Source organism: Acidimicrobiia bacterium, from assembly GCA_030584185.1.
Classification (GTDB): domain Bacteria; phylum Actinomycetota; class Acidimicrobiia; order Spongiisociales; family UBA11373.
The window spans coordinates 939,843-961,835 of the sequence record CP129495.1 but is presented as its reverse complement, the minus strand read 5'-3'; the positions used below and the strand labels follow the sequence as shown (position 1 = coordinate 961,835).

Genomic DNA, 21,993 nt, shown 5'->3' with positions numbered 1-21,993 from the left:
GTGCTGACCTGAAGGAGGACCCTGATGGGCCATCAGCCCACCAAGTCCGTGGAGGACAAGACGAGGATCGTGCTCGCCGTGTTACGTGGCGAGGTCTCGATCGCTGAGGCTGCGCGCCGGGAGGGCACCTCGGCGGTGTCGATCTCGAAGTGGCGTGATCAGTTTCTCGCCGGGGGCCAAGGAGCCCTCGAGGCGGGCGGCCGTTCTGGCCCGTCAGGTCGGGAGCAGCAGCTGGCTGCGGAGATCGAGCAGCTCAACACCGCTTTGGGTGAGGCTCACATGGAGTTGCGGCTCTGGAAAAAGGGGGGCTCGCTGTATGGAGCTTCGACGAACTCGACGTCATCCGCCAGGAGGCACACATGACCGTCACCGGGTTCTGCGCGGTGACCGGGATCCCGCGGCCGACCTGGTATCGGTGGCGGGCCGCTTCGAGCAAGACGAAGGGCCCGTGGCCGACCCCGACCCAAGATGCCATCGAGGCCGACGCCAAGACACTGGCCGCTGACTGATGGGGGCATCGCAAGCTGGCTGAGCTCAGGCGAGTCGGTATCGGACAGATCGAGGCGGGACCGGTGTCGGACTCGACGATGTACCGGGTGCTGGCCCGCAACGGACTGGTGTTACCGGCGAACTACACCGGCGAGGTCCGTCGGCTCGCCGGGGTCCGCAAGGAGACCTTCATCGACCCCCCAGCGAGACGGAACCGGCTCTGGCAGGCCGATTTCTCCGAGTTCGAGACCGCCGGCGCCGGCGTCTGGAACCTCGGTGGGGTCGTGGACGGGGGTGTCTAATGGTTTGTGTAAGCGGTCCGGGTCACTACCCGATGGGAGGCCATGATGACCAAGCCAGACCCCGAGCGCGAGGAGCGTCGTCGGCGCCAGAGCGAGATTGCCGATTCGTTGAAGGAGTCCGGTGCGCTTGATGAGATCTTTGCCCGGATCGACGCGGGGGAGCCGCTGACTGGTCATGAGGGCTTGTTGCAGGGGATGTTGAAGGCGCCGCTGGAACGGGGCCTGGAGGCCGAGCTGAGCGATCATGTCGGCTACGACCGTGGCGATCCGGCGGCGTCGGAGTTTGCGAACTCGCGAAATGGCACGTTTCCCAAGACGGTGGCGAGCGAGATCGGCGACATCGAGCTGGCGGTCCCCAGGGATCGCAACGGCACGTTCACCCCGATGCTGGTCCCCAAAGGCATCCGGCGTCTCGATGGGCTCGACGCCATGATCGTGTCGCTGTATGCCGGCGGGATGACGATCCGTGACATCGGCCATCACCTTGCGTCGACGATCGGTACCGAACTCAGCGCCGAGACGATCTCCAAGATCACCGACGCGGTCTGCGACGAGGTGTTGGCGTGGCAGTCTCGACCGCTCGAGGCGCTGTATCCGGTGGTCTACCTCGATGCGATCATCGTCAAGGTCCGCGACGGCGGCCACGTGCGAAACAAGGCAGCACACATCGCCGTCGGGGTCGACATCGACGGTGTCAAGCATGTGCTGGGGATCTGGGTCCAAGCCACCGAGGGCTGAACCTCCCCGGGTTTGGTAGAGGCTTCATGTCTTGAGTGTCATCGCTTCGATGGTGGTGTTCTGAAGGTAGTAGGTGGCCTCCTTCTCGGTGGGGGTGGAGGTGCCCATGAGTCGACGGTGGTTCCACCAGTCGACCCAGAGCAGGGTCTCGAGTTCGAGATCGTCGCAGCCGTGCCAGGGTCCTAGGTTCGAGACGAGCTCGGTCTTGTAGAGCCCGATGATCGACTCCGCCAGGGCATTGTCATAGCTGTCGCCGATGGATCCCACCGACGGGTCGATGCCGGCTTGAGCGAGTCGTTCGGTGTGACGAATCGACAAGTACTGCGCTCCGGCGTCGGTGTGGCAGACGAGACCGGCCACGACGCCGGCTCCGAGTCGGTCCCAGATGGCCTGTTCGAGTGCGGTGAGTACCAGGTCGGTGGTCATGCGCCGCGCCACGTTCCAGCCCACGATGGCTCGTGCGTAGCAGTCGATGACAAACGCCGCATACACGAACCCCGAACGGGTGCGCACATAGGTGAAGTCCGCCACCCACTTGGTGTCGGGAGCCTCGGCGGTGAAGTCGCGATCCGCCAGGTCGGCGGGACGCTCATCGGCCGGGTCGCTTCTCGTGGTCCGGGGTCCTCCGCCACGGATGGCGCCGCGAATACCCAACCGGCGCATGAGACGCTCCACCGTGCAACGGGCCACGATGATGCCTTCTCGGTTCAGCTGCGCCCAGATCTTCGGGGCCCCATACACCGAGTAGTTCTGCTCCCATACCCGCAGCACCTCGGCCTCGAGGGCCTCGTCGCGCAGCCGTCTCGCCGAAGCCGGCCGGGACCGGGCCGCGTAGTAGGTCTGAGAAGCGATCGGCAACACCGCGCAGATCGGCTCGACTCCCCAAACAAGACCCTCAGTGCGACGCCCCTTGTGAGCGTCGATGAACCCGATCATCTCTGCTGTGGGCGGTCGAGCTCCGCCGCGAAGAAAGCCGACGCCGCCTTGAGGATCTCATTGGCCCGACGCAGCTCCCGGTTCTCGCGCTGCAGCTCCCGGACCCGCACCGACTCCTCCGACGTCACCCCCGGCCGCCGGCCCTCATCGACCTCGGCCTGGCGCACCCACTTGCGCAACGTCTCAGCCGTCATCCCCGACTTGGCCGCTATCGACGTGATCGCCGCCCACTCCGAGGCGTACTCGTCACGATGCTCCAACACCAGACGCACCGTCCGACGGCGCACCTCGTTCGGGTACTTCCCCTGCTGTCTCCGTGTCATGGCTCCATCCTCCCAAAGGTCGGAGCCTCCAAGAAACCCGGGGAGGTTCAGTTGATGTCTGAGTGGCAAGCCTCGGTGGGGTACCTGCTCGAAAGCAACTTTCCGCGGGTGGCCCTCTTTGCTCTTCGACACCTTGGGGAGCTTGTCCTTAAGCGGATCGTCGCGGAGGTAACTGGGGAAGTCGTGGGGAAGGAGCACGACCTGGCAGAGATCCTCGAGCTGCTCCCGCCCGACGATCCGTTGCGAGCGTCCGAGGATGAGGTGGAGCGCTCTATCCGTGGATTTGTCGCCGACATTTCTAGATGGGACCCACGGAGCACGGCGGCTCGATACGCATTCGGATTCGACGGCAGCCGGAGCTTGGAGGATGCGCCCTGCCTCGACGCTGAGGGCATGTCGGAAATGGCCGAGGTGCTCTGGGACTATGGCCTCAAGAGGAGTGCGGGGTGGGCGGAACGGCCTCCGGTGGAGGGTGAGGGCGACGATATCTGGGCTTGAACACATGTCGGCACGTCGGTCACGCCGTCGCTTGATCAAGTTCGCGTGTGTCGTGGAAAGCAAGCGGAATTACAGGGGCCCCGAGGGGCTCCTGGCGGAGCTGGTGGCAACGGCCCGTGAGGACTATCTGAGCGAGCCGAGACACCCGCTAGCCGTACGCACCGCTAGCCGGTCGTGTGGTACATCTTCGAGGTCATTGCGGCCCACTGAGCGCGATGGCCCATCGCAAAAGGACTATGGCAAGGACGACTTGCAGCACGGAGACCAGGACGAACTTGGGGCCGCTCCACTCTCCGCGTCGCCATTCCCCGACTTGTTGCAGCAACGTTGGGATTAAGCCGATGACCATGCCCGCCGCAGCGACGAGCACCGCGATCTCCCCCCAGCCTTCCCAGCGGTATTCACCGAACTTGATGGCGATCGCGAGCATCGGTCCCAACCCTAATCGGGCATGATTGACAGACGGCTGATTCAGGTGATTGGCAGCGCAAAGAGCACCAAAGGTACGGCCAACTCCTGATAGGGGTGCTGAGGGGCTCCCCAACCCCCTGTTTGTCGTCGTCGCCAGGTGGGCGCGGACAGGTCGACCTACGGGGCGGCTCCCCAGTTCATGATCCACTGACGGTCGTGGTGGGTCCACATGAGCTTCGCCGCCGGGCTGTGTTCCATGAGGATCGTGGCAAGGTGGTACACCGTGAGTACCGCGTCCTGGAGGTCCTGGTCGTCCTCAAGCGCCTCCACTACCACGCCTTTTGAGGCCGCCTCAGCTCTGTCGATGCGTCTCCCGTGGCTCTTGTGTTGGGTCGCGTCGTTGAAGTGCTCAGCAATGCTCGCAGCCTTGCTCACACGGTGAGGGTCGCCCTTCAGCATCCACTCGGCGAGCCACTCCGCCACCATCCGTTCCCCGTAGTCTAGGGCGTTCTGGGCTTCCTGGAGGAGTGAGGGGCCCAGTGACTGGAGAATCGGCGCCCAGATGTGAGCAAGGGTGAGGTCGTCGGTGATCTCTTCCTTGGCCTTGGCGAACTGATCCACGACTGCTCTGGCCGAGACGAAGCGGCCGCCACCGACTGGCATCTGGGGGTCGATAGGTCCGAGTTGACTCTGGTGCCCCATGATGATTCGGTCTGATGCGAGGGAGATCATCGTTCCGGCCGACATCGCGTAGGCGGGCACGACGACTTCGATGTGTGGGAATTTGGCTCGCAGGTATCGCACGATCGTCTCGGCCGCGTTAGTGATTCCGCCAGGCGTGTGGAGGAGAAGCGTCAAGGGTTTTGACCAACTCATGCCGTAGACGACGGACATGAACCCGTTCAAGTCCTCCGGGCTGATCTGGAGCTTGTGGGCGGGTGCCTGAGGCTTGTGGAGGAACGCCGACGAGTAGATCAGGACGTTGGAGTCGTCGCGGATGGTCGAGATCCGCTGCAGAGATGAAGCGAATTCCGCCTTGAACCAGGCGGTCCTTGCTGCGTCGTCAGGCTGCCCGTTGAACTCGCTGAGAAGGTCGTTCCAGGCAGCCATGAATCAGTGGAACGCGAGGTCGCGTGAACCCGCCGAGATCACAAGACCGGCCGGCGGCGGCTCGGGAGCTTCGTCGGGGCGGCTGTCCGACACCGTCTCCGAAGCAAGCTCTCTAAGAGCCTGCGCCTCAGCGAGGCTTGCAAGGGCGATGTATCGGTCGTAGAGCCGTTCTGCGTCCTGCAGAGCGGCTTCAACAGCAGCGGATGGCGCCGTGTCGTGCATGATCATCCTTCCCCTGGGTCTGTCCACATTGTGACACATCGGTGTCCGCACGCGCCCGCTTGAATCGAGGGGCCTGCGCGTTTTTCGGAAGCCTTCAGGGCGAGAGTGTGAAGGCGACATAGTCAGCGAAGTCGTGACAGGGGTCCCGAGGGACACCTGACCTCTATCTCATCCTGGCTCGGCGGATCTTCCTGGTCGTGGTCGTGGTCATGCTCATGCCGCCGCCCCCGCTGCTGCCGCAGCAGCCGCCTCCTTGGGCCTACTTCGGGGTTCCAGTGCGCGACCCTCGGTCGCAGCAGTGCTCGACTGACCGAGACACGCGGCCAGGAACCTTTACCCACATCCAACTTAAGCTAAGGTTGTGTCATAACCTTTCGTTAGCACTCAACCTAAGATAAGGTTGTGCCGTAACCTTTCGTTAGGGGTAGTCCATGGCTTCACTTATCAGGTGCCGCTGGGAACCTCACTTTGAGGGGGCGAGCCGGCGCGACCGTGGCGGATGCTCGTACGACGCATACATTCCCGATCCGGTGGTGGGATGGGGTCTCAGTATCCCCGCTGATCTGGCAGCAGACATCGCGGATGCCGAGACGGCGATCCGCCAGCTCAACACCGGTAACGCACCCCATGTGAGCCTCGAAGGACTAGCCAGGTTCCTCCTGCGTGCCGAGTCAGTTGCGTCGTCAAGGATCGAAGGAATCGAGGCATCACCGCAGCGACTCATGCGCGCTGAAGCGCTCCTGGCTCACGGCAGCGACGCCGCGGACCAAGCAGCAGCAATGATCATGGCGAACATCTCCGCGATGACCGACGCCATCGACCGCGCATCCTCCCCAAAGCGATTTGAACTCCAAGACCTGCTGGCGATTCATCGCCTGCTCATGGAAGCTTCAGATGCCGCCTCAGCAGGGAAGATCCGGACGCAGCAGAACTGGATCGGTGGCAGCGGCTACAACCCATGCTCGGCGGCCTTCGTTCCACCGCCACCCGACCGTGTTCCCGACCTTCTCGATGACCTGGTGGCATATCTCAACGGTGACGAGCATCCAGCGGTAGTGCAAGCCGCCATCGTCCATGCTCAGTTTGAGACGATCCACCCCTTCATCGACGGGAACGGCAGAACCGGCCGCGCCCTGGTCCATGTGGTGTTGCGTCGCCGAGGACTGGCGCCGCGTTTCGTGCCCCCGATAAGCCTGATCCTCGCAACTTGGGCACAGGCCTATGTGGGCGGCTTGACCGCCTTCCGGCACATCCACGCACCCGACAGCCCCGAGCGTTCGAGCGCGACGCATGACTGGCTGCGCGTGTTCACGACCGCGACCAAGCGTGCGAGCGCTGACGCGACGCGATACGCCGGGACGATTGACGACATTGAAGGACAGTGGCGTGGACGTCTCGGGGGGGTGCGTGCCAACTCGACGACCGACTTGCTGCTTCGGCTGCTTCCCGGGGTGCCGCTCCTGACCGTGGAGACTGCGGCCGCACTGACTCAGCGCTCAAGAGTGGCGGCCTCGGGCGCGATCAGTCAACTCACCGGCGCCGGCGTACTGGTCCAACGAAACATCGGCCGACACAGATATCGGGTCTTCGAGGCTCCCGACATCGTCGGCCTATTCACACTGCTCGAGCGGTCGTTGGCGTCGGAGACGGGCGACACGCTCACAGCACTGCCGGTCCGCCCGGTCCCGCGCCGACCGATGTAGAACGCTCGCCTACGTCGAGACATCTGGCGGAGCCGTTCACTCTTCCGGTGGCGGTTGCGACTTGGTAAAGCCGGAACTGAGTACCCGCAAGGTAAACGCGAGTCTGGCGAAGTCCTGACAGGAGCCCCGAAGCACTCCTGACCCGGATGTGGCTGCCCTAGTTGGGTCTCGTCGATCCGTCGGGCCAGGCAGCGATGCACACACGGTTGCCGGCGCGGTCGGCGAGAGTCCAGTGTCCGGGTGCGTGCGAGTCGTCGACGATGCGGCCGCCGGCAGCGAGCGCAGCTGCAAGGCGCGCCTCGGCGTGCTCGCGCCCCACGGAGACATCCACATGCATTGCGTGACGCAGCGGCTTCGCCTCATCGAGTTCCTGCATCCAGACCGTCGATCCGTGGCCGAGTGGGTCCACCGCGTTGTCGTCTGCCATCGGCGCGTATCCGAGTACTGCCCGCCAGAAGCCGACATCGGCTTCCTTCGGCTTCGCCGCGATGGCCAGCTGGACTTCCTGCACCACTGCCGGGTCACCAGCGGCACCGTGCTCGCGAGACATCACCGAGATCGTCTGCGCCAGTTCGAGATGGCGTGACTCGAGTTCCCAGACGTCGCGAGTCAGTCGAATCGTGAGGTGGTCAGACGAGACCGTCAGCAGAGCGCCTGCTTCCCCCATGCCTGGTAGGCGCGCTACGGCCTCCGCCAGCCGTGCCGCATCGCCGAGCGAATCGACTCGAAACGCCGCCGTCGCTCCGCCGTGCAGCACCACCCAGTCCTCCAATCCGTCAGCAGCGAGGAACTCGCTCCACCCCTGTTCGCTCATCGCAGGCCTCTCTGACTCTTGGTGCGGTGGTTCCAACGGGATCGGGGCCGCTCCGAGGATCGTATCGACCCCGACCGTGCCGGACGGATTAGGGCGACACGGGACAGCATGGAGCGCGAACCGAGTGGCAGTCAACTCACGACAGGGGTCCCGAAGGGTCGCGGACTCCCTCGCGTGGTGCAGGGCCCGCCCGGGTTCCCACGGCCCAGGCGACCTGGCCCCTTCGGTCGTCACCGCGCCGAGAAGGGTTGCCGGGATCGGCCAACCCTCGTCAGCCGGTGGCTGCAGGCGCCGACTCCACCCGTTCCACCAGGTAGTCGCCGAGCCCGGTGAGCACCTCGGCGACCTCACGGCTGGGCAGCGACGCCGCGGCCTCGGCGGCGCTTGCGATGCGGCGCTTCGCCTCGGCCAGCGCACCCCGGGTGTGCCCGCCGGTCCTGATGATCTCGATCACGGCGACCACTGCCTCGTCCGGGTACGGCTTGCCCCCGTCCAGGAGACTCCTGATGGCGGCTCCGTCCGGCGACGCCAGGGCGTCGATCACCGGGAGCGTGAATGTTCCCTCCCGGATGTCCGAGCCGGCCGGCTTCCCCAGGAACTCCTCGGTGGCGGTCAGGTCGAGCACGTCGTCGGTCAGTTGGAAGGCCATGCCCACCTCGTGCCCCCACAGCGTGGCCGCCTTCACGGCTTCGACATCGGCCCCGCCGGCCATGGCGCCTAGGCGCGCCGAGGTGCGGATCAGGCTGGCGGTCTTCTTCTCGATGACCGTGAAGTAGCGCTCGGCGGGCGTATCCAGGTCGTTGCCCGCCTGTAACTCCAGCATCTGCCCCTCGCACAGCAGGGCGTACGTGCGCGCCAGCAGTGCCACCGCCTCGGGGCCGAGCGGCGCCGCCACTTCCGAGGCCCGGGCGAGCAGGAAGTCACCGGCGAGGATGGCGATGGTGTTGGTCCAGTTGGTGTTCACCGACACCGTGCCGCGGCGCGAGGACGCCTCATCGATCACATCGTCGTGGTACAGGCTTCCCAGGTGGACCAGCTCCACCGCCACCCCGGCCTCGACCGGCTCCTCCCCGTCACCCCCTCCGATCTCGGCCGTCACCTGGGCCAGCATCGGGCGGTAGCGCTTGCCGCCGTCGAGCAGGTGCTGGGCGATCCCGGTCAGGAACGGGTCGTCCGAGGTGGTCACCTGGCGGAGACGCTCTTCCACCCGCTCCAGGCGCGACCACACCCGATCGATGCCGACCAGGTCGCGTATCGGGGGAAGTTCCATCGGTCGATGTTACGCCGCGGCGGCACAGGCCTCGGCGGCCGCTCCATCGTCGATCCGACATTGCCGGTGCCCGCTGGTAGGGTCGAAACCAGGTGGAAGAGACGAGCAGGTATCGTGCCATCACCCTCGCCAACGTGGACCGGCTGCCCCAGTGGGGGCGGCTCCCGGAGTCGGTCAAGCGTTCGGTGGGCGTGGTCGCGAGGGTTCTGCCGTTTCGCACCAACCAGTACGTGGTCGATCGGCTGATCGACTGGGACCGGGTCCCGGACGATCCGATGTTCCAGCTCACCTTCCCGCAGCGAGGCATGCTGGATCCGGAGCACTTCTCCGCCATCGAAGCACTGCTCGAGGCCGGCGTCGGAGACGACGACATCGAAGCCGCTGCCGACGCCATCCGTCTCGAGCTGAATCCGCATCCTGCCGGGCAGATGACCGACAACATCCCGCAGCTCGACGGTGTGGCGCTGCCCGGCCTGCAGCACAAGTACGCCGAGACCGTCCTCTTCTTCCCCAACCGAGGCCAGACCTGCCACGCCTACTGCACCTTCTGCTTCCGGTGGGCGCAGTTCGTCGGGCCCAAGGACCTCCGCTTCGGGGCGCCCGAGGTGGCGGGCCTCATCGCCTACCTGGACAGGCATCCCGAGGTGAGCGACGTGCTCTTCACCGGGGGCGATCCGATGATCATGAAGACCAGGGTCCTGCGTCGGTACCTGGAGCCGCTGTTGCAGGTCGAGACCGTCACCTCGATCCGCATCGGGACCAAGGCGGTCGCCTACTGGCCGCAGCGCTTCGTGTCGGATGACGACGCCGAAGACCTGCTCCGCCTCTTCGAGGAGGTCGCCTCAGCCGGCAAGCACCTGGCGATCATGGGTCACTACTCGCACCCGGTGGAGCTCTCCACCGGGGTCGCCCGGGAGGCGGTGCGTCGGATCCGCTCCACCGGGGCCAACGTGAGAATGCAGAGCCCGGTGATCCGTCATGTGAACGACGACGCAGCAATCTGGCGCGACCTGTGGCGACGCGGGGTTCAGCTGGGATGCGTTCCCTACTACATGTTCGTCGAGCGCGACACCGGCGCCCGCCGTTACTTCGAGGTGCCGCTGGTGGAGTGCTGGGAGATGTACCGAAGGGCGGTGAGCAAGGTGTCCGGACTGGGCCGCACCGTACGCGGCCCGTCGATGTCGGCCACCCCCGGCAAGGTGAGGATCTCCGGCATCGCCCGGGTGGACGGTCAGGACGCATTCGTGCTCGAGTACCTCCAGGCCCGCGACCCCGACCTGGTGGGGCGTCCCTTCTTCGCCGCCTTCGATCCCGAGGCGACCTGGTTCGATCAGCTTCGCCCGCTGCGCGGTGGCGACGAGCGGTTCTTCCCGCATCTGAACACCAGGCGTCGACTGGCAGTGGAGGTGGGCAGGCCGCTCCCGGCAGGCTCTCATCGAGGCGGATTCGCCCCGGTCGGCCGCCGCGCGGTGCGTCGGCGCCGGCCCCGCCAGGTCGATTGATCGCGCTCTTGCAGACGGCGCTTCACCTCGGGAAGGATTCCGCCGAAACGATCGTTGAGCGATTTGTGGCCGCCCCGGTTTTGTAACGGCTCACCGCTATAGTCAAAGGGGCGCCTCCGGGGGGAACCCCGGGTGCGCCATTGCCATCTGAGGAGTGATCAGCAAGTGTTCGAGCGCTTCACCGACCGGGCCAGGCGGGTCGTCGTCCTGGCGCAAGAGGAAGCCCGGCTCCTGAACCACAACTACATCGGGACCGAGCACATCCTCCTCGGCCTCATCCATGAGGGTGAGGGCGTCGCCGCCAAGGCGCTCGAAGCCATGGGCATCTCCCTCGAGTCGGTTCGAAGCCAGGTGGTCGAGATCATCGGCCAGGGGGCGCAGGCTCCCAGCGGCCACATCCCGTTCACCCCGCGTGCCAAGAAGGTCTTGGAACTCTCCCTGCGCGAGGCCCTGCAGCTGGGCCACAACTACATCGGGACCGAGCACATCCTCCTCGGGCTGATCCGCGAGGGCGAGGGGGTCGCCGCTCAGGTGCTGCAGAAGCTCGGTGCCGAGATGCCCAAGGTTCGCCAGACAGTCATCCAGCTGCTCCAGGGCTCCGGAAGCGAGGAGTCGGGCGAGGAGCCTCCGTCCGGTGGCCGGCGCGGCTCGTCGTCGGGCGGCGGCGGCGAGGCATCCGGCTCCACCGTCCTCGACCAATTCGGCCGCAACCTCACCCAGTACGCCCGGGAGCGCAAGCTCGACCCGGTGATCGGCAGGCAGCGTGAGATAGAGCGGGTGATGCAGATCCTCAGCCGGCGGACCAAGAACAACCCGGTCCTCATCGGCGAGCCCGGTGTGGGCAAGACCGCCATCGTCGAAGGTCTCGCCTCGCGGATCGTGGCCGGCGACGTCCCCGAGACGCTCAGGGGCAAGCACCTCTACACGCTGGATCTCGGAGCCCTGGTCGCCGGGTCGCGCTACCGCGGCGACTTCGAGGAGCGCCTGAAGAAGGTGCTGAAGGAGATCCGCACCAGGGGCGACATCATCCTGTTCATCGACGAGATCCACACCCTGGTCGGCGCCGGCGCCGCCGAAGGCGCCATCGACGCCGCCAGCATCCTCAAGCCGATGCTGGCGCGTGGCGAGCTGCAGACCATCGGCGCCACCACGCTCGAGGAGTACCGCAAGTACCTGGAGAAGGACTCCGCCCTGGAGCGGCGGTTCCAGCCCATCCAGGTCGAGGAGCCGACCGTGGCCGAGACCATCCAGATCCTCACCGGGCTGCGCGAGAAGTACGAGGCCCATCACCGTGCCTCCTACACCGACTCGGCCCTGGTGTCGGCGGCCAACCTGGCCGACCGGTACATCGCCGACCGTCAGCTCCCCGACAAGGCGATCGACCTGATCGACGAGGCTGGCAGCCGCATGCGGATCAAGCGCAAGCCGGCCACTCCGGAGCTCGAGGAGGTCGAGAAGAAGCTGTCCTCGATCCGGGGCGAGAAGGAAGATGCCGTGCAGGCCCAGCAGTTCGAGCGGGCCGCCCAGCTGCGCGACCAGGAGCGCAACCTGGTCGCCGAGCGCAGCGACCTCGAGGAGCGGGGGGGTGAAGAGGCCGAGCTCGCCACCTCCATCATCGACGAGGAGCAGATCGCCGAGGTGCTGGCTCAGTGGACCGGGATCCCGGTGCAGAGCCTCACCGAGGAGGAGACCGCCAAGCTGCTCCGCATGGAAGACGAGATGCACAACCGCATCGTCGGCCAGAACGAGGCGATTCAGGCGGTGAGCCGATCGATCCGACGCACCCGCGCCGGCCTCAAGGATCCGAAGCGGCCGGCGGGGTCGTTCATCTTCCTGGGCCCTTCGGGAGTGGGAAAGACCGAGACCGCCAAGGCGCTCGCCGAGTTCCTGTTCGGCAGCGACGCCGCCCTGATCCAGCTTGACATGTCCGAGTACATGGAGAAGCACACCGTCAGCCGGCTGGTTGGCTCGCCGCCGGGGTACGTCGGGTACGACGAGGGCGGTCAGCTCACCGAGGCCGTGCGTCGCAAGCCGTTCTCCGTGGTCCTCTTCGACGAGATCGAGAAGGCGCATCCGGACGTGTTCAACACCCTGTTGCAGATCCTCGAGGATGGGCGCCTCACCGATGCCCAGGGGCGCACCGTCGACTTCAAGAACACCGTGATCATCATGACCTCCAATCTGGGGACACAGGACCTGAAGCGCAAGGCGATCGGGTTCGCCGCCGACTCCGAGGAGGTCTCCTACGAGAAGATCAAGGAGAAGGTGACCGAGGCGCTGAAGAAGCAGTTCCGGCCCGAGTTCCTCAACCGGATCGACGAGGTGATCGTGTTCCACGAGCTCACACTCGACGAGGTCAAGTCGATCGTCGACCTGATGCTCAACCGGGTGCGGGAGCAGCTCAAGTCGCAAGCGCTCGAACTGGTGCTCTCCGACGACGCCAAGGCGATGCTGGCGACGCGCGGCTACGACCCGCAGCTCGGCGCCCGTCCACTGCGACGCGCCATCCAGCGTCTCCTCGAGGACCCGCTCTCGGAGAAGGTCCTGTTCGGCGAGTTCCCGGCCCGGTCCACGATCCTGGTCGAGGTCGACCCCGATACCCCCGACCAGCTCGCCTTTGCCGCCGTGGAGACCCCGGATCAGCCGATGGTCGAGCTGGCCGAGAGCGAAGGCTGAGGCCCGAGACCCTTTCGTCTCGTCGGGCGGCACCATGGACCCACCCGATGACCTGCCGATCCGGCGGGTGCCGGCGGCCGCTCATCCCGGAGGCCCCGAGGTGCCCGGTGTACTCTCCCGCCCGCCGCTGACGCGACGGGGGCTCGAGGCGATGACAGGAACCAGGGGAATGGTCGTGATGGCGGCACTCCTCGTGGCGGCATGCGGTGAGGCGGGCCCTCAGGCTTCGACGACCACCTCTACAGGCGGTAATCCCTTGCCGGCAACATCGACCACGGCCTTGCCGGCAACAACGACCGTGCCGGCGACCACCACCGTGCCGCCGCCGGCCGGCGTCGCCTGCCTGGTAATGGACTCCACCGGCCCCGCCGGCCAGTTCAACCGGGCTGCATGGCGCGGCATGGAGCGCGCCGCCGCCGACCTCGATGTGGCGGTGCGGTGGGCGGAGACCTCGGGGCCCGACGACCAGGATGCAGAGATCGGGGCGCTCGTCGACGACGGGTGCGGCCTGGTGATCACCGTCGGCTTCGAGTTGGCGGTCGCCACGTCCGAGGCGGCTCGGCACCACCCCGATGTCGCCTTCGTCATCCTCGACTACCCGGTGGGGCCGTTCGAGCCATGGGGCGATCCGCCACCCGACAACGTCGCCGGGGTCACCTTCCGTGTTGTCGATGGCGCATTCCTGGCCGGCTACCTGGCGGCAGGCGTGACCGAGACGGGGGTGGTCGGCACTTATGGTTCCCTCCCCATCGCCGCCTCCACCGACTTCATGGAGGGGTTCCGTCTCGGTGCCGGGCATCACGACTCCGTCCACGGCACGGTGACGCGTGTGCTCGGCTGGGATGGGACGAGCGGCGATTTCATCAGAACCTTCGACGACATGGCCGCCGATCGGGCGGCGACCGCCGATCTGATCGCCCGGGGCGCCGACGTGATCCTCCCGGCCGCCCTGCCGGTGAGCAGGGGAGCGTGCGAGGCTGCTTCTGAGGCCAACGCCGGCGGGGCCGAGGTCCGGCTGGTCCTCACCCACACCGACCTCGCCGCCCGGATGCCGGTCTGCTCGCCCGTGGCCCTGGCGTCCGTGGTGAAGGACTTCGAGCAGATGGTGGTCGACGCCGTTGCCGAGTTCCTGCGCTCCGGCGGTGTCGTGGCATCGTCCGAGGGGAACCTGGCCAACCGGGGAGTCGTCCTTGGCCCGTTCCCTCCCGCACCCGATGTGCCCGCCGAACTGGCCGCAGAGCTCTCCGAGCTGGCGGTCGCAGTGGCCGGGGGCGACCTGGTTCCGGGGGAAGGATGATGCGGTCTTCACCGACCCCGACAGGCGGGTGGAGGGTGCGCTGACGCCCTTGGTCGCCTACAATCTCTCGTTGGTCGCCCAACGTGTGACCGAAACCAATCCAAGGGAGATTGCACCAATGACAAAGCGCTTCCATCTCGTCGCGCTGCTGGCTGTGTTCGCACTGCTCGTAGCCGCATGCGGTGACGACGATGCCACCACGACGACCGCGGCGGAGGAGACCACCACCACGGCCGCATCGAGCGACGCCATCAAGACATGTCTCGTGACCGACCTCGCCGGGGTCGACGACCAGAGCTTCAACGCCAGCGCCTGGCAGGGAGTTCAGGATGCGGTGACCGCCGGTGTCGCCACGCCCGACTCGTTCTATCTGGAGTCCGACGATGCCTCCGACTGGCAGCCCAACATCGACCAGATGGTCGCCCAGGGATGCCAGCACATCGTGACCGTCGGGTTCGCCCTGGGTGAGGTCACGGCGATCAACGCCCAGGCCCATCCGGAGATCATCTGGACGATGATCGACAACGTGCTGACCGACGAGAACTTCGCCCCGCTGGGCCTGCCCAACGTGCGTGAGCTGGTCTACCAGACCGACCAGGCGTCGTTCGCCGCCGGGTACCTCGCCGCCGGCGTCAGCCAGACCGGTGTGATCTGCACCTACGGGGGTGCCAACTTCCCGACGGTGTCGATCTTCATGGACGGATTCACCCGCGGCGCTCAGCACTACGCCGACGTCAAGGGTGCCGACATCACGGTGATCGGCTGGGATCCCGCGGCCAAGGACGGAACGTTCACCGGCAGCTTCACCGACATGGCTCTGGCCAGGTCGACCGCCGAGAGCATGTTCCAGGAGGGCTGTGACGTGATCATCCCGGTCGGTGGCGCCATCAACCTGCCTGCAGGCGATGCCATCATCGACCTCGGCCTGGACGCCGCCCTCATCGGGGTCGACGCCGATGCCTACTTCGCCATGCCCGAGCAGTACAAGGGCCTCTGGCTGACCACGGTGGAGAAGGCGATCGCGCCGTTCATCACCCTGGCCGTGTCCGATCAGGCGGCCGGCACCTGGACGCCCGGGGCGTTCCTGGGCGATCTCGCCAACGACGGTGTGGGGCTCGCCCCGTACCACGATTGGGACGATCGGGTCTCCGACGAGCTGGCGGCCGAGGTCGACCAGCTCCTGGCCGACATCGAGGCCGGGACCGTCGGCGGGCCGTTCTACGACGTCGGCTACTGAGCCGCAACCCAACCGACTGAATCGGAGAGGGCCCTCCTTCGGGAGGGCCCTCTCCTTTGGCGACGCCCGAGCGCACCTCCTAGCATCCTGCCCCCATGCCCGGACTCGAGCTCATCGGGATAACCAAGCAGTTCCCAGGCGTCCTCGCCAACGACGACGTGAACCTCGGCGTCCAGGAGGGCGAGATCGTCGCCCTCCTGGGGGAGAACGGGGCGGGCAAGACCACCCTGATGAACATCCTGTACGGGCTGTACACGCCGAGCTCCGGCCGAGTACGCATCGATGACGAAGATCGGGTGTTCGGCGGTCCCGGGGACGCCATCGCTGCCGGCATCGGGATGGTTCACCAGCACTTCATGCTGGTTCCGGTCTTCACCGTGACCGAGAACGTCATCCTGGGCGACGAGCCGGTCCTGGGGATGGGTCGGCTCGACATGCGCCGGGCTCGCAAGATGGTCACCGACATCTCTTCCCGCTACCGGCTCGAAGTCGACCCCGACGCCATCGTGGAGAACCTGCCGGTCGGCGTCCAGCAACGGGTGGAGATCATCAAGGTGCTGGTCCGCGAGGCCAGGTTCCTCGTCTTCGACGAGCCGACCTCGGTGCTGACCCCGGCCGAGGTCGAGAGCTTCATGGAGATCGTCAACGGCTTGAAGGCCGACGGAAAGGGCATCGTCTTCATCACCCACAAGCTCGGCGAGGCCCTAGAGGTCGCCGATCGAATCGTCATCATGCGGAGGGGCAAGACCGTCGCCGAGGTCCTGCCCTCTGAGGTCGACGAGGAGCAGCTGGCAGAGCTCATGGTGGGCCGCCCGGTCGATCTAAGGGTCCACAAGAAGCCGGCGACACCGGGTGATGTGGTGCTGTCGGTGGAGGACCTGGTGGTTCTCGATAGCCGTTCCCGCCGGGCCGTCGATGGCGTGACCCTGCAGGTGAGAGCAGGCGAGATCGTGGGGATCGCAGGCGTTCAGGGCAACGGCCAGACGGAGCTGGTCGAGTCGATCACCGGGCTGCGCCCCTCGATCCATGGGACGGTCGGCATCGGTGACGAGGACGTCACCACCCACTCGCCGCGAGCGATTCACGAACGCCAGGTGGCGCACGTGCCCGAGGACCGCCAGGAGAGTGGCCTGGTCCTCCCCTTCACCGTGACCGAGAACATCATCCTCAACTCCTACTACGAGCGTCCGGTCTCGCGCGGCATCCAGATGGACTGGGCGAAAGCTCATGAGCGGGCACAGGGCCTGGTGGAGGAGTACGACGTGCGCACTCCGGGCGTGGACACGCTGGTCTCCACGCTGTCCGGTGGGAACCAGCAGAAGGTGATCGTCGCCCGCGAGGTAGGCCGCGACGTCAAGCTGCTCATCGCCTCCCAGCCCACCAGGGGGCTCGATGTCGGCTCCATCGAGTACATCCACGGACGGATCGTCCAGGAGCGCGACCAGGGGGTTGGGGTGTTGATCGTCTCCTCGGAGTTGGAGGAGATCCTCGCCCTCTCCGACCGCATCCTGGTCATGTTCAGGGGAAAGATCGTGGCGGAGTTCGACCCCTCCGCCAGCCCCATCGAGATCGGGCTGGCCATGCTCGGCGAGCGGGAGGTGGTCGCCTCGTGACATCGATGCCTTCAGGCCCCGACGGCCGGCCCGAGTGGTTCGTGCGGATCACCGGCGTCGGGACCTCGGTCCGCCGGGCGTTGCTCATCCCCCTCCTGGCCGTGGTGACCGCACTGGTGGTGGGAGCGATCATCATCGCCGTCACCGACATCGACACCCTGCGGCTCTGGGGCGACGACCCCGGAGAGGCTTTCCGGTCGACGGTCACCGGGATCCGTGATGCGTACCGGGCGCTGTTCGCCGGTTCCCTCGGGTCCACCAGGGCGATCACGGAGACCCTGTTCGCCGCCACCCCGGTGATCCTCGCCGGCCTGGCCGTGGCCGTCGGCTTCCAGGCGGGTCTGTTCAACATCGGTGCCAACGGCCAGATCCTCGTCGGCGGCATGGCGGCCCTGTGGGTGGGGTTCAGCGTTTCGCTGCCGATGGTCCTCCACATCCCGCTGGCCATCCTTGCCGCCATCGTCACCGGGGCCGTCTGGGGCGGGATCACCGGACTGCTCAAGGCGAGGACCGGCGCCCACGAGGTGATCACGACGATGATGCTCAACTTCGTCGCCGTCTTCCTCGTCGACTACCTGCTCAAGTCCAGCATCTTTCAGCAGCCCGGCCGGGACGATCCGATCTCCCGGCCGGCTCTCGAGTCCGCCCGGTTCCCCACGCTCCTCGACGGCTACCGCGTTCACATCGGCTTCCTGATAGCCCTGGCCGCCGTCGCCTTCACCTGGTGGCTGATGTACCGCACCACGATCGGGTTCCAGTTCCGCGCCGTCGGATACAACCCGACCGGCGCCAGGTACGCCGGGATGAGCGTCGCCTGGATCTATGTGGGCGTGATGGCGGTGAGCGGCGGTCTGGCAGGCATCGCCGGCGCCAACCATGTCCTCGGCCTGGAGCCGTATCGGGGGATCTCCAACTTCGCCGGCTCGATCGGGTTCGATGCCATCGCCCTGGCCCTCCTCGGGCGCTCGCAGCCGGTCGGGGTCCTCTTCGCCGGCCTGCTCTTCGGAGCGTTGCGAGCCGGAGGTCGCGAGATGCAGGGGGCGGCTGGGATTCCGATCGATCTGGTCCTCGTGCTCCAGGCGCTGATAATCGTGATGATCGCCGCCCCCGCTCTGGTGCGGGCCATCTATCGGATCAAGACGCCCGATCAGGAGACGACCCCTGTGATCTCGACCGGGTGGGGAGCGTGACCGACAGCCCCGCCACCTCGGTCCCCAAGGCCACCGCCCGGGCGACGCCCGAGCAGCGGCGGGCGACCGCCATCGGCATCGTCATGCTCCTGCTCGCCGGGTTCACCGCATGGGCCTTCGGGTTCGGAGCCGAAGCGGGGGCGCGATCCACCTTCAACCTGTCTCTGCCCGGAGGTCGGTTCCAGGATCTCGCCTGGGTGGTGGATGCGCGCTGGCTGTCGCTGGTCGCCGCCGCCGTCATCGCCTTCCTCGGGGGCTGGGTGTTGCGGCGCTCACACCTGCGCTGGACCAACGTCGCCCTGGCGGTCGGTCTCACCCTCTTCGCCCTGGCATTCCTCACCTGGGCGGCGGTGGGCAAGCAGTTCAGCCTGGTGGGCATGCTGCGCTCCACGGTGATCCTGTCGGTGCCGGTGACGCTCGGGGCCCTGTCCGGTCTGACCAGCGAGCGGGTGGCGGTGATCAACATCGCCATCGAGGGGCAGCTGCTCACCGCAGCCTTCGTGGGCACCATCGTCGGATCGGCCTGGGGGATCTGGGTGGGCCTACTTGCCGCCATCCTGACCGGGGCAGTTCTCGGCGCCGTCCTCGCCGTGCTCGCCATCCGGTACCGGATCGACCAGATCATCGCCGGCGTGGTGATCAACATGTTCGCCCTGGGGCTGACCTCTTTCCTGGCGCGACGGGTGCTGGCGGCGTCTCCGAGCCTGAACTCGCCGGGACGGTTCACCTCGTTCAAGATCCCCGTCCTCGGCGACATCCCGGTGCTGGGCCCGGTGTTCTTCGACCACAACATCCTCGTCTACGCCATGTTCGGGATCGTCGCCGTACTCCACTTCGGGCTGTTCTATACGAGGTGGGGCCTCAGGGCCCGGGCCGTCGGGGAGCATCCCAAGGCGGCGGACACCGTGGGCATCGACGTCTTCCGGGTCCGATACCGCGCCACGATCCTCGGCGGTCTGATCGCAGGGCTCGGTGGCGCCTTCCTGACGCTCTCCCAGGTTTCCAGGTTCGAGGAGAACCTGACCGCAGGGATCGGCTACATCGGGCTGGCGGCGATGATCTTCGGCCGCTGGATGCCGTTCGGGGCACTCGGCGCCGGCCTGGTGTTCGGCTTCGCCCGTGCCATCCAGCAGAAGCTGGGCGTCCTGGGCACACCGATCCCGTCGGAGTTCCTGTCGATGGTCCCCTATGTGGTGACGATCGTCGTGGTGGCCGGCGTCGTGGGGCGGAGCCGTCCGCCGGCGGCGGACGGCAAGCCGTACATCAAGGACTGAGGATCCTGCCTCGCCTCCGGGCCTAACCCTCCGGGGTGGGTCGGCCCCAGAAGAACACGTCCTCGGCCGCCATCTCAGCGAACGGCTCCTTGCCGTCGCAGGTCTGGCCGATGTACCCCGATGTGATGCGCAGCGTGAGGCTGGAGGTGCTCAGCGACCGGATCTCGATGCGCTGCTCGCTGCGGCTGTCGTCCAGGGTCTTGACCGCGGCCTGGGTGAGGTCGTTCACCAGGACCTCCACCCCCTTCATTCGATGGTTGCGCAGGAAGCGGCACTCGTCCTGGACGTTCTGGATCACCATCTCGGTGATCTGCACCGGCGGGGAGAAGAAGAAGGTGATCTCGGCGCCGATCCCACCGTCGGGACCGTTCCACGATGTCGAAGGGTCGCCGTCGATGAGTGCTGTGCACGGGAACGCTTCGAGTTCCGCGGTGCAGCTCACCCGGATCGGCTGCAGCTCGGTGATGGCGACCGGGACGATCGAGCTGCTCGACGCCAGGGTGGTCTCGGTCGGTTCGGCCGTGCCGTTGCCACTGAAGAGATTGACCACCAGCGCCATGAGGGCGACGGCGAGAACAACTGCGGAGAGCACGATGAGGGCTCTCGCGCCGGCGGTTGTGCGCAGCATCGGCTGCGGGGCGACCGGCATCTGCGAGCGGACCAGGCGAGCGCCGCATCTCTCGCAGTGACGGTTGGCAGCATCGTTGGGGCTCCCGCAAGAAGCACACACCAGGGCGTCGGGCCCCCGTGCCGGCACGGTCGTCGGGCGCCGAATCGGCACCTCCTTGGGGGCGTCTCCCGCCGGCGCCCCTTCCAGCCCGAACGGCTCGAAGATGTCGTCGAACGGCTCCAGAGTGTCGTCTTTTCCCATGCGCGCCTGTGTTCTCCGGCTGATCGGATGCGAGCGGCTATTGTGCCACGGATCTCGACCTCCCCTTCAGATGCTCGCCACGATTCGTGAAGCCGAACAGTGGACCGCCCTGGGCTACGTGGGCGGCGTCGTCCTCCTCGTCGGGATCATCGCCCTCGGCCTGTTCTTCGTCGCACGCCGTCTGTAGCCTCGGCGCGTGAGGTACCGCTGCGAATCGTGCGGCTACGAGAGCCCAAAGTGGATGGGGTTCTGCCCCCAGTGCCGCGCCGATGGTGGCCTCACCGAGGTGGAGTCCCGCTCGGCCAGGGGACGCCAGGGGCGCCCCGCCGCCCGAGTCGTCCCGGTGGGCGATGCCGGCGCCACCGCCCCGGCCCGCAGGCCGGTCGGCATCGACGAGTTCGATCGGGTGCTCGGCGGTGGCCTGGTTGCCGGGGCCGCCATTCTTCTCGCCGGTGAGCCCGGCGTCGGCAAGTCCACCCTCCTGCTCCAGGCGGCCGCCTCGCTGGCTGCCGGCGGAGGGCGGTGCCTGGTGGCGTCGGCCGAGGAGTCCTTGGACCAGGTGGGGCTCAGGGCGCGCCGGCTGGGGATAGCCGATCCCGGTGTCATGCTCTCCGCGGAGAGCGACGTCGACTCGATCATCGCCGCCGCCACCGAGGTGCGGCCCGACCTGCTGGTGGTCGACTCGGTGCAGGCGATCGCCGCCCGCGAGTTGGGAGGCACCCCGGGTGGGCCGGCACAGGTGCGCGAGGCGGCGGCAAGGCTCATTCATCACGCCAAGGAGTCGGGCACCCCGCTGGTGCTGATCGGGCACGTCACCAAGGAGGGCGCCATCGCCGGCCCCAAGCTCCTGGAGCATGCCGTCGACGTGGTGCTGTACCTGGAGGGCGATCCCGAGAGGGGACTGCGCCTGCTGCGCGGCTTCAAGAACCGCTTCGGACCCACCCACCAGGTCGGCCTGTTCGAGATGGGAGATGGGGGATTCGTGGAGGTCGTCGACCCGGCGGGGCTGCTGCTCTCCGAACATCTCGGGTCGGTCCCCGGCAGCGTGGTGTTCCCGGCCGTCGACGGCAGGCGTCCCCTGCTGTTGGAGGTCCAGGCGCTGGTCATCGCCTCCACGGCCCCGCAGCCGCGCCGTTCCGTCAAGGGGTTGGAGGCGGCGCGCGTGAGTCAGGTGGTGGCGGTGTTGGAACGCCACGCAGGGCTCTCCTTTTCTGCCCATGACGTCTACGTGGCGGTGGTGGGTGGGATCCGGGTGCGCGACCCGGGAGCCGATCTGGCGGTGGCGCTGGCTCTGGCCTCTTCGCTGCTCGATCGCGGGATCGGCGCCGCTGCCGCATGGGGGGAGGTGGGCCTCACCGGCGAGGTGCGAACCGTGGCCCACGGCGATCAGCGCCGGTCCGAGGTGAAGCGCCTCGGGATCGCCAGCGTGTACGCCGCAGGCGGCAACGGGCATGCTCGAATCGAGGAGATCCTGGCCGAGGCCGGGTTGCGGGGAGCCGGTTCCGGCCGCTCGTAGT

The 21,993-nt window shown here is 66.9% G+C and carries 21 protein-coding genes, 1 pseudogene and 1 other annotated feature; of the genes and pseudogenes, 14 read left to right on the top strand and 8 right to left on the bottom strand.

Features of this window, described 5'->3' with window-relative positions:
* The first annotated feature begins 24 nt into the window (after positions 1-24).
* From QY307_04875 to QY307_04860, 4 genes and pseudogenes are all read left to right on the top strand, one after another.
* Positions 25-363, top strand: coding sequence for a helix-turn-helix domain-containing protein (locus QY307_04875; protein ID WKZ83579.1), 339 nt, complete (start codon positions 25-27; stop codon positions 361-363).
* A complete protein-coding gene (locus QY307_04870; GenBank protein ID WKZ83578.1) occupies positions 360-509 on the top strand; it encodes a hypothetical protein in 150 nt (49 codons plus the stop codon). The genes QY307_04875 and QY307_04870 overlap by 4 nt, the downstream gene beginning before the upstream one ends.
* Positions 510-572: 63 nt before the next feature.
* Entirely contained in the window at positions 573-791 is a 219-nt protein-coding gene (locus tag QY307_04865) for a hypothetical protein (protein WKZ83577.1), read from the top strand.
* A 42-nt stretch (positions 792-833) separates the two neighbouring features.
* Positions 834-1,526 (top strand): annotated as a pseudogene (locus QY307_04860) (IS256 family transposase).
* A gap of 27 nt (positions 1,527-1,553) precedes the next feature.
* Here QY307_04860 and QY307_04855 read toward each other — a convergent pair.
* Positions 1,554-2,788, bottom strand: a protein-coding gene (locus QY307_04855) for an IS3 family transposase (protein WKZ83576.1) whose coding sequence is annotated in 2 segments (ribosomal slippage) — positions 1,554-2,503 and positions 2,503-2,788 — 1,236 coding nt in all. Because the reading frame shifts where the segments join, the coding sequence is not laid out codon by codon here.
* Positions 2,373-2,504 (bottom strand) — a sequence feature (AL1L pseudoknot). (Overlaps the previous gene by 132 nt.)
* Before the next feature lie 54 nt (positions 2,789-2,842).
* On the opposite strand from QY307_04855, the gene QY307_04850 reads away from it, so the two are divergent.
* Positions 2,843-3,286 (top strand): hypothetical protein, encoded by a 444-nt coding sequence (locus QY307_04850; protein ID WKZ83575.1) that lies wholly within the window; start codon positions 2,843-2,845, stop codon positions 3,284-3,286.
* Positions 3,287-3,479: 193 nt separating this feature from the next.
* On the opposite strand, the gene QY307_04845 is transcribed toward QY307_04850, so the two are convergent.
* The 3 genes from QY307_04845 to QY307_04835 form a co-directional block, all read right to left on the bottom strand.
* On the bottom strand, positions 3,480-3,716 hold the full coding sequence (locus QY307_04845) for a hypothetical protein (protein WKZ83574.1): 237 nt from the start codon (positions 3,714-3,716) through the stop codon (positions 3,480-3,482).
* Positions 3,717-3,874: 158 nt separating this feature from the next.
* Positions 3,875-4,807, bottom strand: a complete 933-nt coding sequence (locus QY307_04840) for a serine protease (GenBank protein ID WKZ83573.1) — start codon at positions 4,805-4,807, stop codon at positions 3,875-3,877.
* A 3-nt stretch (positions 4,808-4,810) separates the two neighbouring features.
* Positions 4,811-5,029 (bottom strand): hypothetical protein, encoded by a 219-nt coding sequence (locus tag QY307_04835; protein ID WKZ83572.1) that lies wholly within the window; start codon positions 5,027-5,029, stop codon positions 4,811-4,813.
* A gap of 431 nt (positions 5,030-5,460) precedes the next feature.
* Between QY307_04835 and QY307_04830 the strand changes: the two genes are divergently transcribed.
* Positions 5,461-6,732 carry a Fic family protein gene (locus tag QY307_04830; GenBank protein WKZ83571.1) on the top strand — a complete coding sequence of 424 codons (1,272 nt, stop codon included), beginning with the start codon at positions 5,461-5,463 and terminating at the stop codon, positions 6,730-6,732.
* Between the two features lie 157 nt (positions 6,733-6,889).
* On the opposite strand, the gene QY307_04825 is transcribed toward QY307_04830, so the two are convergent.
* Positions 6,890-7,546 carry a VOC family protein gene (locus tag QY307_04825; protein WKZ83570.1) on the bottom strand — a complete coding sequence of 219 codons (657 nt, stop codon included), beginning with the start codon at positions 7,544-7,546 and terminating at the stop codon, positions 6,890-6,892.
* Between the two features lie 271 nt (positions 7,547-7,817).
* Complete coding sequence (locus tag QY307_04820) at positions 7,818-8,816, bottom strand: polyprenyl synthetase family protein (GenBank protein WKZ83569.1); 999 nt, start codon at positions 8,814-8,816, stop codon at positions 7,818-7,820.
* A 92-nt stretch (positions 8,817-8,908) separates the two neighbouring features.
* Here QY307_04820 and QY307_04815 point away from each other — a divergent pair, with 92 nt between their 5' ends.
* The gene (locus tag QY307_04815; GenBank protein ID WKZ83568.1) at positions 8,909-10,318 is read left to right on the top strand and encodes a lysine 2,3-aminomutase; all 1,410 of its coding nucleotides are present in this window, start codon (positions 8,909-8,911) and stop codon (positions 10,316-10,318) included.
* Positions 10,319-10,483: 165 nt separating this feature from the next.
* The gene (locus QY307_04810; GenBank protein ID WKZ83567.1) at positions 10,484-12,994 is read left to right on the top strand and encodes an ATP-dependent Clp protease ATP-binding subunit; all 2,511 of its coding nucleotides are present in this window, start codon (positions 10,484-10,486) and stop codon (positions 12,992-12,994) included.
* A 219-nt stretch (positions 12,995-13,213) separates the two neighbouring features.
* On the opposite strand, the gene QY307_04805 is transcribed toward QY307_04810, so the two are convergent.
* A complete protein-coding gene (locus QY307_04805) occupies positions 13,214-13,354 on the bottom strand; it encodes a hypothetical protein (protein ID WKZ83566.1) in 141 nt (46 codons plus the stop codon).
* Here QY307_04805 and QY307_04800 point away from each other — a divergent pair.
* The 5 genes from QY307_04800 (at position 13,344) to QY307_04780 (ending at position 19,605) form a co-directional block, all read left to right on the top strand.
* Positions 13,344-14,291: a BMP family ABC transporter substrate-binding protein gene (locus QY307_04800; protein ID WKZ83565.1), complete on the top strand. Its 948-nt coding sequence runs from the start codon at positions 13,344-13,346 to the stop codon at positions 14,289-14,291. The two genes, QY307_04805 and QY307_04800, sit on opposite strands and share 11 nt — an antisense overlap.
* A gap of 118 nt (positions 14,292-14,409) precedes the next feature.
* Positions 14,410-15,528 (top strand): BMP family ABC transporter substrate-binding protein, encoded by a 1,119-nt coding sequence (locus tag QY307_04795; GenBank protein WKZ83564.1) that lies wholly within the window; start codon positions 14,410-14,412, stop codon positions 15,526-15,528.
* A gap of 95 nt (positions 15,529-15,623) precedes the next feature.
* A complete protein-coding gene (locus QY307_04790) occupies positions 15,624-17,141 on the top strand; it encodes an ABC transporter ATP-binding protein (protein ID WKZ83563.1) in 1,518 nt (505 codons plus the stop codon).
* A gap of 5 nt (positions 17,142-17,146) precedes the next feature.
* On the top strand, positions 17,147-18,331 hold the full coding sequence (locus QY307_04785; protein ID WKZ83562.1) for an ABC transporter permease: 1,185 nt from the start codon (positions 17,147-17,149) through the stop codon (positions 18,329-18,331).
* Positions 18,328-19,605, top strand: coding sequence for an ABC transporter permease (locus tag QY307_04780; GenBank protein ID WKZ83561.1), 1,278 nt, complete (start codon positions 18,328-18,330; stop codon positions 19,603-19,605). The genes QY307_04785 and QY307_04780 overlap by 4 nt, the downstream gene beginning before the upstream one ends.
* Before the next feature lie 22 nt (positions 19,606-19,627).
* On the opposite strand, the gene QY307_04775 is transcribed toward QY307_04780, so the two are convergent.
* Positions 19,628-20,476, bottom strand: a complete 849-nt coding sequence (locus tag QY307_04775; GenBank protein ID WKZ83560.1) for a hypothetical protein — start codon at positions 20,474-20,476, stop codon at positions 19,628-19,630.
* A 196-nt stretch (positions 20,477-20,672) separates the two neighbouring features.
* On the opposite strand from QY307_04775, the gene radA reads away from it, so the two are divergent.
* The gene (gene radA / locus QY307_04770) at positions 20,673-21,992 is read left to right on the top strand and encodes a DNA repair protein RadA (GenBank protein ID WKZ83559.1); all 1,320 of its coding nucleotides are present in this window, start codon (positions 20,673-20,675) and stop codon (positions 21,990-21,992) included.
* The last annotated feature ends 1 nt before the right edge of the window (position 21,993 follow it).

Coding starts and splice junctions, on each gene's coding strand:
- QY307_04875 (WKZ83579.1), top strand. CDS start 25: ATGGGCCATCAGCCCACCAAGTCCGTGGAGGACAAGACGAGGATCGTG.
- QY307_04870 (WKZ83578.1), top strand. CDS start 360: ATGACCGTCACCGGGTTCTGCGCGGTGACCGGGATCCCGCGGCCGACC.
- QY307_04850 (WKZ83575.1), top strand. CDS start 2,843: ATGTCTGAGTGGCAAGCCTCGGTGGGGTACCTGCTCGAAAGCAACTTT.
- QY307_04845 (WKZ83574.1), bottom strand. CDS start 3,716: ATGCTCGCGATCGCCATCAAGTTCGGTGAATACCGCTGGGAAGGCTGG.
- QY307_04840 (WKZ83573.1), bottom strand. CDS start 4,807: ATGGCTGCCTGGAACGACCTTCTCAGCGAGTTCAACGGGCAGCCTGAC.
- QY307_04835 (WKZ83572.1), bottom strand. CDS start 5,029: ATGCACGACACGGCGCCATCCGCTGCTGTTGAAGCCGCTCTGCAGGAC.
- QY307_04830 (WKZ83571.1), top strand. CDS start 5,461: ATGGCTTCACTTATCAGGTGCCGCTGGGAACCTCACTTTGAGGGGGCG.
- QY307_04825 (WKZ83570.1), bottom strand. CDS start 7,546: ATGAGCGAACAGGGGTGGAGCGAGTTCCTCGCTGCTGACGGATTGGAG.
- QY307_04820 (WKZ83569.1), bottom strand. CDS start 8,816: ATGGAACTTCCCCCGATACGCGACCTGGTCGGCATCGATCGGGTGTGG.
- QY307_04800 (WKZ83565.1), top strand. CDS start 13,344: ATGGACTCCACCGGCCCCGCCGGCCAGTTCAACCGGGCTGCATGGCGC.
- QY307_04795 (WKZ83564.1), top strand. CDS start 14,410: ATGACAAAGCGCTTCCATCTCGTCGCGCTGCTGGCTGTGTTCGCACTG.
- QY307_04790 (WKZ83563.1), top strand. CDS start 15,624: ATGCCCGGACTCGAGCTCATCGGGATAACCAAGCAGTTCCCAGGCGTC.
- QY307_04785 (WKZ83562.1), top strand. CDS start 17,147: ATGCCTTCAGGCCCCGACGGCCGGCCCGAGTGGTTCGTGCGGATCACC.
- QY307_04775 (WKZ83560.1), bottom strand. CDS start 20,476: ATGGGAAAAGACGACACTCTGGAGCCGTTCGACGACATCTTCGAGCCG.